The organism is Burkholderia alba (assembly GCF_034721475.1).
Lineage (GTDB): Bacteria > Pseudomonadota > Gammaproteobacteria > Burkholderiales > Burkholderiaceae > Burkholderia > Burkholderia alba.
This window is the reverse complement of record NZ_JAWJWL010000001.1, coordinates 404,119-415,291: the sequence shown is the minus strand read 5'-3', so window position 1 is coordinate 415,291 and position 11,173 is coordinate 404,119. Positions and strand designations below refer to the sequence as shown.

The 11,173-nt window shown below is 58.7% G+C and carries 14 protein-coding genes; 7 read left to right on the top strand and 7 right to left on the bottom strand.

The window, feature by feature from the left end:
• Both RZR99_RS01810 and RZR99_RS01805 read left to right on the top strand, forming a co-directional pair.
• Positions 1-517, top strand: a 517-nt coding sequence (locus RZR99_RS01810; RefSeq protein WP_323118003.1) for a hypothetical protein, incomplete at its 5' end; no start/stop codon positions are given.
• Positions 518-720: 203 nt separating this feature from the next.
• A complete protein-coding gene (locus RZR99_RS01805; RefSeq protein WP_323118002.1) occupies positions 721-927 on the top strand; it encodes a hypothetical protein in 207 nt (68 codons plus the stop codon).
• 134 nt (positions 928-1,061) lie between these two features.
• Here the strand turns inward: RZR99_RS01805 and RZR99_RS01800 are convergent, their stop codons facing one another.
• The 6 genes from RZR99_RS01800 to RZR99_RS01775 form a co-directional block, all read right to left on the bottom strand.
• The gene (locus RZR99_RS01800; protein ID WP_323118001.1) at positions 1,062-1,829 is read right to left on the bottom strand and encodes a hypothetical protein; all 768 of its coding nucleotides are present in this window, start codon (positions 1,827-1,829) and stop codon (positions 1,062-1,064) included.
• 131 nt (positions 1,830-1,960) lie between these two features.
• Positions 1,961-2,248: a PAAR domain-containing protein gene (locus RZR99_RS01795; protein ID WP_323118000.1), complete on the bottom strand. Its 288-nt coding sequence runs from the start codon at positions 2,246-2,248 to the stop codon at positions 1,961-1,963.
• A gap of 8 nt (positions 2,249-2,256) precedes the next feature.
• Positions 2,257-3,600: a type VI immunity family protein gene (locus tag RZR99_RS01790; protein ID WP_323117999.1), complete on the bottom strand. Its 1,344-nt coding sequence runs from the start codon at positions 3,598-3,600 to the stop codon at positions 2,257-2,259.
• Positions 3,601-3,638: 38 nt separating this feature from the next.
• Complete coding sequence (locus RZR99_RS01785; protein WP_323117998.1) at positions 3,639-4,904, bottom strand: VRR-NUC domain-containing protein; 1,266 nt, start codon at positions 4,902-4,904, stop codon at positions 3,639-3,641.
• 25 nt (positions 4,905-4,929) lie between these two features.
• Entirely contained in the window at positions 4,930-7,782 is a 2,853-nt protein-coding gene (locus RZR99_RS01780) for a type VI secretion system Vgr family protein (RefSeq protein WP_323117997.1), read from the bottom strand.
• A gap of 202 nt (positions 7,783-7,984) precedes the next feature.
• Entirely contained in the window at positions 7,985-8,383 is a 399-nt protein-coding gene (locus tag RZR99_RS01775) for a helix-turn-helix domain-containing protein (protein WP_323117996.1), read from the bottom strand.
• Between the two features lie 262 nt (positions 8,384-8,645).
• Between RZR99_RS01775 and RZR99_RS01770 the strand changes: the two genes are divergently transcribed.
• The 3 genes from RZR99_RS01770 to RZR99_RS01760 are packed head-to-tail and all read left to right on the top strand — an operon-like array spanning position 8,646 to position 9,555.
• Complete coding sequence (locus RZR99_RS01770) at positions 8,646-9,032, top strand: hypothetical protein (protein WP_323117995.1); 387 nt, start codon at positions 8,646-8,648, stop codon at positions 9,030-9,032.
• Positions 9,033-9,064: 32 nt separating this feature from the next.
• Positions 9,065-9,271 carry a hypothetical protein gene (locus RZR99_RS01765; protein WP_323117994.1) on the top strand — a complete coding sequence of 69 codons (207 nt, stop codon included), beginning with the start codon at positions 9,065-9,067 and terminating at the stop codon, positions 9,269-9,271.
• Positions 9,181-9,555 (top strand): type II toxin-antitoxin system VapC family toxin, encoded by a 375-nt coding sequence (locus RZR99_RS01760; RefSeq protein ID WP_323118029.1) that lies wholly within the window; start codon positions 9,181-9,183, stop codon positions 9,553-9,555. Before RZR99_RS01765 ends, RZR99_RS01760 begins: the two co-directional genes overlap by 91 nt.
• A gap of 15 nt (positions 9,556-9,570) precedes the next feature.
• Here the strand turns inward: RZR99_RS01760 and RZR99_RS01755 are convergent, their stop codons facing one another.
• Complete coding sequence (locus tag RZR99_RS01755) at positions 9,571-10,146, bottom strand: cysteine hydrolase family protein (RefSeq protein ID WP_323117993.1); 576 nt, start codon at positions 10,144-10,146, stop codon at positions 9,571-9,573.
• 148 nt (positions 10,147-10,294) lie between these two features.
• On the opposite strand from RZR99_RS01755, the gene RZR99_RS01750 reads away from it, so the two are divergent.
• Together RZR99_RS01750 and RZR99_RS01745 are read left to right on the top strand one after the other, a co-directional pair.
• Positions 10,295-10,897 carry a nucleotidyltransferase family protein gene (locus RZR99_RS01750; protein ID WP_323117992.1) on the top strand — a complete coding sequence of 201 codons (603 nt, stop codon included), beginning with the start codon at positions 10,295-10,297 and terminating at the stop codon, positions 10,895-10,897.
• A 96-nt stretch (positions 10,898-10,993) separates the two neighbouring features.
• Complete coding sequence (locus RZR99_RS01745; RefSeq protein ID WP_323117991.1) at positions 10,994-11,140, top strand: hypothetical protein; 147 nt, start codon at positions 10,994-10,996, stop codon at positions 11,138-11,140.
• The last annotated feature ends 33 nt before the right edge of the window (positions 11,141-11,173 follow it).

Sequence of the window (11,173 nt, the reverse complement as noted above, 5' to 3'; positions counted from 1 at the left end):
TTTACGAAGACCGATTCAGTCGGCCATCCGTGTGATTCTCAACCCCGCCTTGAACACGGAATTTCTGACACCCCCCATCGCCGGGGCCACCAACTGGCAAAGCAATCTGTCCATCGAAACTCAGGTGCTTCCATACCGTGACGATCTGCGTCTGCTTGTCGTGCACGTGAAGTCCAAGAATCCGCGCAGCGTGGCCTTCCGTCTGGTCAAGACGGACGGTGATTCGTTTGTACTTCGCGTGCAACGAGTTCCGGATGAAGCCAAAGCCAATACGATCATCGCGCCAGATAAGCGCGACGCGGTTGTTCCCGATATCGACCTGCTGGCAGACACCGGCGGCGAGTACGAATTCTCGCCAAATGCCGAAATGGACGACATGCGGACTATCGTCTTGACAGTCGGTGGTGCCGTAGTGCTGACGGCCGACATGGAAGCCCACAACGGTACGCTCGACGAACACGGCAAACCCGATACAGATTTCCTAACGGCATCGACAATCGTACACATCGGCCCATGAATGCCCTTGTCTGGCGGTGAACTGTCGGGCTTCAGCACGTTCAGCCGTAGCTAGCCGATGCACTAGTCGGCATCAAGTCAGCGTTTGGTACTGAAGGATTTGTACGCGAGGTTCGAAGCATCCAACGGAATCAGATTGACGCCGCGCTCAGCGACGTAGAAAAAACAGTGCATCGCATCAATCAATCGCGCGCGCTACGGAAGATGGGCATCCTGACTGGTTTGGTCGGACTCGATGCCGCGGCCCTTATTGGTGCGCCAAACGCAATGCTTATTACCGGACTCGCATCCGGCACAGCAGCGATGATTGCAGAGCAAGTAGCGCGGCTCAGAGAGCGCGGAGAGCTTATGGATAAAAAGGGTTACTTCCTTTGGACGCTCAAAAGCGCCAACCCCACCGAAAGAACATAGTTCAGACGACATCCCATCTCTGAATCACCAGCGCTACGCGCCGTCATCACCCTAAATTCCTCCCTGAACGTCTCCTTTGCGAGCGCCGTCACACTTCCTTTTGACCTAGTCCCGTGCAACTGGACAAAGCGGACTCAGATCGTTGCAGACCGAATTTTCCGAGTTGATCGAATGGATCGGCGAAGGGGCCGCGTCGCGCGACGACTAGCAAGCACCGGCTGTTTCGTAGCATCGTGACGAGTACGATCCGAAAGTTTAGCGGTGTGTTTCTTGCCCAAACGTGACTCCGAGTCGTATCCGTACGCTGGCAAGGGGTATTTTTCATTTACATTCAACAGAGTGCTTGCTGATTCTGCCCCTCTAGCCAAAAACATTAGAACAAATGTTGTGCCTGCACCGAAAAGCATAAGTATCGTAGCCAAAATCGGCGTGATCACCCCATTTTTGGGGATCGCGAGAAAAGTGGCAAAATAGACGACGAGCGAAGCAACGAGAAAGAACTTAAAATTTTGCACCAAGGTAAATCTTCTGAGCCACTCAAATCTATTATCTTCATAGCATACTTCGTCGGGATTGAATTTCACAAACCTCCCGGCATACTTTATCGATCGAAATAGAGATAGCGCATCATCTCGCTCGAATACAAACCTAATTTCATCACCACTTAATTGCACCCCGAACGCCTCCTTAACTGCCAGCTGCAATGCACCAGATGAGATTGCACGCCAATCCCGATCTTTTAGCTTCATAATTTCATACAATCGTTTCGTACGACTCTGAGAAAAAATCTGGCTCCCAGAACGGTAATTTTTGAAAAACATGATAACAGCACAGACTCCGGTTGCGACCGCGATAGCAGTATTAATTGTTCCCAAAGAGCTAACAACCGTGTCAATATTCATACCAAATCCCTCGAGTAGAGACGGAGAATTATCAATCAACACATCGATGATGCTACATCGTTAGTCAAGGTGCGACGTGCCATCAAGATAAGGTCTGTACCAATCTTAAGTCCCTCACCAGAACATAGACCTTACGCGTCAACTGACATGACCTGCTGCGACGGGATGAGTAACGGCGACACCGGACACTTGCAAACGCACAGATCGTCACTCAGCGCTACGCGGCGACCATCCGGCCCGGTCATCGGAATTCGCGGGCCGACGCATTTGATCTTGCCGATCGTCTTGCACACCGGGCAAAACACATCGTCATCCTCATGCGCGATGTTCCTGCCGTCGAGCGCGAACGGCGTAGCCTTCGCCTGTACCGTTCCTGCGACCGTCGTGTGATCGCCGTCGAGAATCAGGTATCTCGTCATGGCCGGTTTTATCCGTCTTGCTTCTCAGTCGGCGACCAGTGCCAGTTTGTTGTACCCCACGAACTGCCTTCAATCACCGGCATGATTTCGCCAGCCTCGAAGTAACGACGACTCCCAACCTTTGCTGGCGTATGCCACCAACCCGCTTCCGGGCATGCACTGCCGCCCCGCACACTTTGGCGGGCGGGTTCGCGGTTTGCGGGCGGCGGAACAATCGTCGGTGGCTCAGGGATCGGCGGGGCATCGGGCAAGTCAAAGCGGGCCACCCATTTCCGCGCATTTCTCATGTCTGCGCTCGGCAGATCGGGGATGTAGGTATGCAGTGCATCAGGCTTAGGATCGCGCAGTGTCCGCAGAACGCTATTCACGAACACGTACGGCTCAGGCAAACCCTCTTCAGGAGCGCCAAGGCGCGGGAAGCCACCCGCACGGATCATCAGGCACGCATTCGCGCGCTCGATGTGAATATCAGGGCGATCAAGTTTTTCTCGAATCACCGCTTCGCCTCCCAAGCGCTCGATGAACAGTTCGCCTAGGATCGTGTACCAATTCACGCCCTTGATGAAGCCCCACCGACCGACTTTCGCGCCGGGATGCAGATGATCATAGGAGGCGGTTAGATCGTCCTTGGATTCACCTTCGTAGGACACTGGGTCGTACTCTTGCTTCTGCAGGTGCGCGGTACTGTCAATGTCTAGCCCGCTGAAACGTTCCGCAAGCGCCCATTCTTGCGGCATATATCGGTGGTAGCTATAAGCAAGAACGGGCGCAAGCCCACCATACCCTCCGCGCACTACGAGCTTGTTACACGTATAGCGCAGAAATTTCTCATACTTCGCGATTCCTTCGTCGGTAGTGACCAAGCTCATCGGCACATTGAATTTCAAATGCGATAGCCCCGTCTCCCGTCCCTTAGGCACCCTCAATCGTCCGGTGGGCGAAACATAGTCCTCTTGGAGTGCCATCCCGGTCAGCACGCCGATATTGTATTCCGCTGCTGTGTCTTGGTCGGTTGCACTGGAACGCAACACACTGACTTGCATATATGACGGCGTATCGGAAATTGCACGGCGAATCTTCTCAACGCCCTTGGCATTTCGCGTCGTGAATTTTCCAAGGTCAGAATCCTTCCCGCCCTTCAGATGTTCACCGAACAGTTCGGCGAAGCGGTCGAAGCAGTCGAGGATTGCCTTTCGCACCTCAGGCTGCGAACCGCGCTCGAAGAACACCGTACCGATGACACCCGGCAACATACCCATCGAGTTGTCGGCAAGGCGCACGCTCAAATCTTCCTGATAGCGGGAAAGCGCCTGCAACGGCGTCAAGACAGGTTTTGGATCACTCAAAGTCATAATCGGGTCGTCTATTGATCAGTGGGGTATAAATTCAGTCAGCTCGCAGCCAGCGCTGCTACCGCACTCCCGCCGCCAAGCACTACGCCAAGCGCCGCAGCTAGCCCCGCAGCAGCTTCCGCACCAGCCGCGATAATCGCACACAGAGCAGCAAATATCGCAATCAGCTCAGGCAACAACAGGATCACGATCGCGACGCCAACGACAATGGCTACCGCTATCGCAACGCCCTTCATCAGCGTCACACCGACCTGTGCCCAATCGATATGCGTGAGCACATCCCACGTCATATCGGTCATTTTCACAATTGCTTCCCATCCGGCTTTGAGTTGCGCAGCCGTGTAGCGGAATACTTCGTGCCCCTTCTCGTCAACCCATACCCAAGCGCTATGCGCCTTGTCAGCAACCCACTGACCCGCCGTAAACATCCACGCCGCATGCTGATGCAGGAACGCACTGGTTTCAGCAGACACATACGAATATCCACGATGAACGGCATCCCAAACAGGGGCGACAGCATGTTCAACCTCTTCGCCGAACTTGTGCGCCTTTTGCCACCAGTCCTCATACCAGACATGGTGTGGGACGGCGGGAATACTGCGGATGGGCACAGTCTGCCGCTCCTTCTCATCGTTGGTTTTCGGCGCGGGAATGGGCGCGGGCTTGGGGATTTTCTGCAAGTCCCTGTTGCAATCGGTCACGTCGATCACGGTCATGCGATTTTTGAAGTCACCGGAAATCGCCCGATAAGCTTCCTCTTGCCCCAGCCCCCACTTGTCACCCGGGAATTTGACTTCGACCAATCGCAACATATTGTTGGCATGATGCCCGCCTTCGCGATCGACCGTTCCACGCCCGGGCCAGAGAATCGCCTCACTTTCCACAATGATCACGTCGGGGCGCCGAAGAGCACCCACCTTCGCTCCGGGCGGAAACGGGTTCCGGCTTCGACGACGCTCGGTCCCGTGGGGCTTTTCATTACTCAGGAAGGGAATCGGAGCGGCAACGCCGCCTGTCGCGAGGAACGGCATCATGTCGAAGCTCACTTCAGCCTTGTACTTGAATAGCCATTTCCATTTGAACTCTTCCTCGAACATCATCGGCAAACTCATCGCGGACTGCATGAGCAACCGGTAAACAATCGACCCATCGCTCAACCGCACGGGAACGTACTCCGCTGTTTTCAGCGCAATCTCAACCTTCTCTCGCAAATATCCCTTTGCGTCTGACGGCAGAAGCGCATATTCAGGTACGCGCTCTTTGATCGTCTCGCACGCGCCTGCCGGTTGAAGTGATCCGCCCATTGTGTTCTCCTAGTATCGTTGGCGCTCACGTGCGCTCGTCAGGGTCAACTTTCAGGTAATCGGCCCAAATGTCGGGTTCCCCACCACCGGCATACTTCCATGGCTCCACGTCCTGCTTTTCCTGCTTGAACGCCTTGAGGCTCACGCTCTGTGCATTCGGCGTAAAGACCGGTACTGTCTCGCCAAGATCGTTCGTATGGCCGAGCACGGTCCGCCCTGATGGCAGCTTCAGTTCGTACGCGTGTCGAATCATCGGCGTGCCATCTGCTTCGTTCTTCAAGACGTATTGCGCCTGATACGACGGTTTGAACTGCGGCATCGCGTACGATTCACTAACCGGTCCCGCGAAGCTGAACGATGCGCCCTTGAAGTCAACATTCCCCGGTGCATGTATCGAGACGTTGCCGCCCTTGATGCGGATCGTCGCACCGCCGCAGTACAGGACTAGCTCCTGATCGGCCGCAATTTCCATCCGTCCGGCCACCGACAACAATTTCACAAGCTGCTGCGCGATCATTTCCAAATCACCAGCCTGCGCCTGTATCTCGACCTTGCCGTTACCTGCGACGGCCTTGATCCCCTGATTGCGTGCGAACAGGCTCAGATGATTTACCGTAGCCGCGTGCATCGATCCGCCCGCCGCAAAATATGAATCCTGGCCGCTGACCCAGTTCGCCTGTTGGTCTGCACTGGCATGCAGCGACTGATGCGTGGACAGGCCAATCCCGGCCGGACTGCCGAGCAGCAACAGCGGTGCAGCGAACGCGTTGGCGTTACCCGTGCCACCGCCCGCTGTATGGCCGCCAGTTGCTTCGCCGGATGCCGACTGCTTCGTTGCGTCGGTGAACGTCGCCAGCGCATCGACACCGAGCTTCAGGCTCTCGGTCTGATGTTGCTCGCTCGCATCCGAAATGCTGCCGAGCAGGTCTTTTGAGCGCGTAAGCTGCTGGCGTGCTTCGTCAACGTCTAGCTGATCGCTGTCGCGCGAAACGGGATGCGCACTGATCGACACGCCCCGGCTGCCGCGCACAGATGCGTAATGGTCGGCGTGCAACAGCAATCCCGAACCGAGATATCGCCCGCGCGCGTTTCCGCTCTGCTGAATCAAATATCCCTGCGCGATCGATGCGTAGCTGCTGCCTGTGTAGCTGACGAGCCGTGTACCGCTTTGATTCGTGGCGTCGTCGTGGACGAACGAATTGAACGCACCGGTACCACCGAAGCCCTGTGACTGGAATCCCGACAGCAGCACATTCGAATGCCATTGCGAAGGCGTCGTGCCGCCGTTGACGCGCCCCAAAATGAATGGCTTGTCGCAATCGTTTGCCCAATAGGCGATTAAAACCCATTCACCGGCCCGTGGCACATGCACCGAGCCGTAGCCGTTGCCCGTGTCGGCCTGCATGGTCGATAGCAGCGGCGACGATGCGAACGCGCCGTCAGGATTTTTGCGGTCCCATGCGAAATGCACGCGCACTTGGTTCCGCTCGTTCGTCCACGCTTCCGATCCTTGCTGCGTCACGACGATCGCATGCTCGATAGTCATGTTCGGCTTGGGATGCGCGAGCGGACTGCGATATTCGACGCTCGCCTCTTGTGCCTCAACCTCGATGACGAAAAATCCCGCTGTTCCGTCTTGTGCGTGTTCAGGTGTCTTGAAGCGCGCGCCATGTGCCGCCTGCTGCTCAGCCAGCGTCGCGCGCAGACTGCGCGGATATTCCGTCGCCTGTTGACCAATCGACACATTGTTTTCGATGAACCAGCTTGCCGTGACGACGAGAAATTCCCGCTTCTTCGGATCGCTGTCGGGATGACGCGGATGATGATCCAACGTGAATCGCGATCCGGCATCGAGCCATCGCAGACCGCCGACACCGAAATAGCGACGCGCACGCGACTCCCACTCTTCAACGCGACGACGGGCACGGCCTTCGCCGCTGTCCGAATCGGGGTAGCCGTACGCCGTCGGTTGATAGATCGTCATCGGTGCAGCAGGAATGCTGCGCGATTCCGACTGCCGCCCGCCGTCCGTTGCGTAGGTCGTGGATTGCAGGGCGCTTTCCGTCTGGAAATGGGATGTCGGACGCTTGTAGTCGAACGCACGCGACATGTAACGCAGGCTCTGGATGGTCTGCGTGACTGCCCACTGCGTGAACCCGTCCGCTTCGTGATCACTGTTACCACGATAATATTCGGCCGGTTTCGCTTCCGGCAGCGACGATACGCGGTCCACGATGACGAGCGTCGTTTTCGGCGGCTCGCCTTCCTTCGTCGGCTCGTGGACCCAACGGAAATACATGCCTTCATCTTCGAGAAGGCGGTACACAAAATGAAGATCGGATTCACTCTGACGGCACCATGAGCGCACAGCAGGTTCGCGCGTCAGGTCAAACCGAAACCGCCCCTGCAGCTGCGGATAGCGGTTAAACACGTCGGAAATGATTTCGCGCGCGTCCTTTTCGAGCCACCCTTCATCGTTGTGGGTCTTGCTCAGGAAAATCAGCGCGGATGAAAATTCAAGCTGGTACGTTGATACGCTACCGTCTCCGCCCAAATATCCAACCTGATACACGAAACCGTGCACGGGTCGATAAACCGAATCTGCGTATAGCGCCGTACGCTGTTGAATCCACAGGGTGACAGGCTGATGCATCAGCGACAGTAGCGCCGTATCGTCGCGCAGCGACGCGACATCTACAGTCCAATGGTAGTCACCGCCAATCCCGGATGATCCGCGCGCCCGCAACGGAGTCAACGCGTTCTTGCCGAGCGGTGTATCCAGCATCAACAGCCGGTCGTGCTGCAACAAACCGCGATGGACGGCCTCGTATAGGTCGCGATTCTTCAGGTCCCCGATTGCGGGTGGTCCGAGTGCCATTTCTTGTCGTCCTTCTCTCAGGTTCGAGCTACCGTCAGAGAAGCGACACACAGACGGTCAGCTAGTGGCGACGAAAAATCGCTCTCGCGCGATTGTAGCTAAGGTCTGAGGAATATTTACCGACGTGACGAAAATTGACGCTGCCGAAATATCAAGACACGGCGCGCGCATGACAAGCGCAGATACCAGCCGCAGCGACCAACTATTTGCGCGGTTTACCGCGCGAAGCTCGTTGTGTGCGAAGCAAATCGGCAAACTGTTGCACGAACTGCACAACAAGTGCTCGTTCGTTGGCATCGAGTCCGCGCAACGCATCCGCGATCGTCGCCAATTGATCGTCTGCCCGCTTCGACCCACGCTGCAAAAGCTGATCTACCGAACAATCCAGCGCATCGCTGAGTTGCTGTAGTCGGTAAAGAGTCGGTGCACGCATCCCGCGTTCCCATCGACTAATTGCTTCCTGCTCAAGATTGATCATTTCCGCAAGCTTGGCTTGCGTCAGACCGCGCGCGCGGCGAATTGCTGCAATAGCTGCACCCACACGAGACGCGAGCAGCGCGTCTTGTGCTTCATCGGTCGAAGGTTCGCGTCGAGTAGGCATAGGCCCCGATGGTGGTGCCTATTCCAATCTCGATGAACACCCTATATGGCATACTATATTCCATATAGGTCGTTCATCACAAACAAGAAAGCTTTGGGCGAGCACGAAGCGCCCACGTTTCGGTTTGGCCGGTTCTGGCGATGCGGCAACAACCTCGGATGCCAGAACTACTTTTCGCCGATGGTCCCCTGTCGGCGCTTTTTCTTCAACAAGCGGCGGTGAACGCCGCCGCTCAAAAAAAACTAACCTTTCGGGGAAGTACATGAATCGAAACTCTGCTGCGACTGCCAAGCTGACCGTCGCGTGTATCACGTTCGCGTCCGCACATGCGCCAACCATCCCGCCCGCCTGCCAACAATTCCTTACGGCGCTAAAGGTGTGCGGAACCGCCTATGTTCACCTGACCGAGTTGAAGGACCCCGCGCAAACGCCGAAGGCCAAACACGATCTGGAATCGACCTTGACGACATCGAGCAGCCAACTGCGAGCGGCCGTGCGGCAGGTCGGCGCACAAGCAGTTGCAGAACGCTGCGCCGCGCCCGAAGCCAAGGGAAAAATGGTTCAGTCCGTCGCCGCGATCGTCGCTATGTTGGGGTTCGGCGGCGGTATGACGGAAGAATGCAATGAAGCGTACTCGGCAATTCGTTGAGCCGTTCCCGCGAACCAACCACGTCGACCAAAATGACCGAAATTCAATCTTGGACCGGGCGGCCGTCGCAGTGGACGAACGGTCCTCTCTTTTTGGGCTGCTTCCTGCTGGCTGCAACTTGCGTGTTCGTGTCGCGCGAAGCTGACAAATTCCACGTCGTCGCGCTGTCGTTGGCCCGCTGCTCAGCCGGAAAGCGCGCGGCGCGATCGAACGCGCGTGCGGCGAAGACGAACTGGTGATTTCATCGATTTCCGCATGGGAAATCGCGATGCGGGTACGCAGCGAACGGCTCGTGCTGACAATGGAAACCGACACCTGGCTCGCGACGGTCGCAAAGATCGACGGCGTGCGCTTCGCGCCGGTCGACGCCGAGATCGCGGCGAGATCGGCCACGCTGCCGGGCGAGTTCCACAAGGATCCGGCGGACCGAATGATCGTCGCGACCGCACGCCGTTTCGCCGCTCCGCTCGTCACCCGCGACGAGAAGATTCGCGCCTATCCGCACGTGAAAACCGTCTGGTAGCCGCCGACGAGCAGGTCAGCGCCGCGCCAGCTCGACGATCCGGGCCGTCGTCATGATCCGCGCGTAATCCATCGCAAGATTGCAAAGCGACAATGCGTGGATATCCTCCGCCCGCCACAGCCGTCCGCTCAGGTCGCGCCGGTCGAACGTGAAGGCCGCGTCTTCCGCGACCACCGTCGCGAACCCCAGATTGCCGGCGGAGCGCGCCGTCGACTCCACTGAATTATTGGTGATCACGCCCGCGATCACGAGCTGCGCGATGCCGCGCGCGTGCAGCCAGCTCGCCAGCTCCGTTGCCGCGAACGCGTCCGGCACGTGCTTTTCGATCACGTGTTCGCCTTCGCCCGGCACGAAGGCATCCTGGAATGCCGCGCCGTCCTGCCCGGGCCAGAACACCGAGTCGGGATCGCGCGACACATGCCGCACATGCACGACCGGTCGGCCCGCATGCCGCCAGCAGGCAAGCAGTTCGGCGATCCGGCATTCCGCGTCCGGCTGATTGCGGCGCCCCAGCTTCGGATGGTGGATGCCTTTTTGCAGATCGATCAGCAGCAGGGCGGCGTTCGAAGCGAAGCGCGGAAGGTCGTTCATGGTCGTCTCCCGCTACGGCGCGGGTCTCGTCGGCGAACGACGATTGTACCGATCCGCCGCGGGTTGCCGACGCCCCCGGGCTATACCGTACTTGCGCGTCCTACCCTCGCCCCTCACAATCGCAGCACCCCTTTCTCCAGGCGCCGCCATGACCCATGCCACGCTCGCCACCGGCATACTTCTGGCCGCGGGTCTCGGCACGAGATTCGATCCGAGCGGCGCCCACAGCAAGCTGCTCGCCCGCCTGCCGGACGGCACGCCGGTTGCCGTCGCCGCCGCGCGGCGGCTCGCGGCGGCCGTGCCCGACGTGATCGCGGTCGTGCGCCCCGGCGCGGAAAAGCTCGCGTTCCTGCTGAACGAGGCCGGCTGCCAGGTCGTCTACGCGGCGGACGCCGAACGCGGCATGGGCGCGAGTCTGGCAGCCGGCGTACGGACGAGCGGCGACGCCGCAGGCTGGATCGTCGCACTCGCGGACATGCCGTGGATCGAGACGGCCACCATCGAAGCGGTCGCCCGCGCGCTCGACACCGGCAACACGTCGATCGTCGCACCCGCCTATCTCGGCCGGCGCGGCCATCCGGTCGGTTTCGCGAGCCATCACTACGACGCACTCGCGACGCTCGACGGCGACGCCGGCGCGCGCGCGCTGCTCGCCGCTCACCCGGTCGCGCTGCTCGAACTCGACGATCCCGCCGTGCTGCGCGACATCGATACGCCGTCCGATCTGCCGCCCGCCGCATCGCTCGACTGACGCGCGATCGCCCGGCAAACCGGCGGCCGATTGCCTATAAAGAAAGTCGGAGCCCGCCGCATCCCGCGCCGGGCGCTTGCGTTCATCGAGATTCCGATGACCGATCACACGACGCCGCTGCCCGAACCGCCCGCCGATCCCACCCGCGATCCGGAGGGCGATCCGCTCGCGCCGCCGTCGCCCGGTCACCACGAGCATCCGCAGGAGCCGCCCGAGGGGCCGCCGAGCAAGGATCCCGTGTAGGGCCGTCCCACGGCCGCCCGGCCGCTTGAGCGG

Coding starts and splice junctions, on each gene's coding strand:
- RZR99_RS01795 (WP_323118000.1), bottom strand. CDS start 2,248: ATGACGAGATACCTGATTCTCGACGGCGATCACACGACGGTCGCAGGA.
- RZR99_RS01790 (WP_323117999.1), bottom strand. CDS start 3,600: ATGACTTTGAGTGATCCAAAACCTGTCTTGACGCCGTTGCAGGCGCTT.
- RZR99_RS01780 (WP_323117997.1), bottom strand. CDS start 7,782: ATGGCACTCGGACCACCCGCAATCGGGGACCTGAAGAATCGCGACCTA.
- RZR99_RS01770 (WP_323117995.1), top strand. CDS start 8,646: ATGAATCGAAACTCTGCTGCGACTGCCAAGCTGACCGTCGCGTGTATC.
- RZR99_RS01775 (WP_323117996.1), bottom strand. CDS start 8,383: ATGCCTACTCGACGCGAACCTTCGACCGATGAAGCACAAGACGCGCTG.
- RZR99_RS01805 (WP_323118002.1), top strand. CDS start 721: ATGGGCATCCTGACTGGTTTGGTCGGACTCGATGCCGCGGCCCTTATT.
- RZR99_RS01800 (WP_323118001.1), bottom strand. CDS start 1,829: ATGAATATTGACACGGTTGTTAGCTCTTTGGGAACAATTAATACTGCT.
- RZR99_RS01745 (WP_323117991.1), top strand. CDS start 10,994: ATGACCGATCACACGACGCCGCTGCCCGAACCGCCCGCCGATCCCACC.
- RZR99_RS01765 (WP_323117994.1), top strand. CDS start 9,065: ATGACCGAAATTCAATCTTGGACCGGGCGGCCGTCGCAGTGGACGAAC.
- RZR99_RS01785 (WP_323117998.1), bottom strand. CDS start 4,904: ATGGGCGGATCACTTCAACCGGCAGGCGCGTGCGAGACGATCAAAGAG.
- RZR99_RS01755 (WP_323117993.1), bottom strand. CDS start 10,146: ATGAACGACCTTCCGCGCTTCGCTTCGAACGCCGCCCTGCTGCTGATC.
- RZR99_RS01750 (WP_323117992.1), top strand. CDS start 10,295: ATGACCCATGCCACGCTCGCCACCGGCATACTTCTGGCCGCGGGTCTC.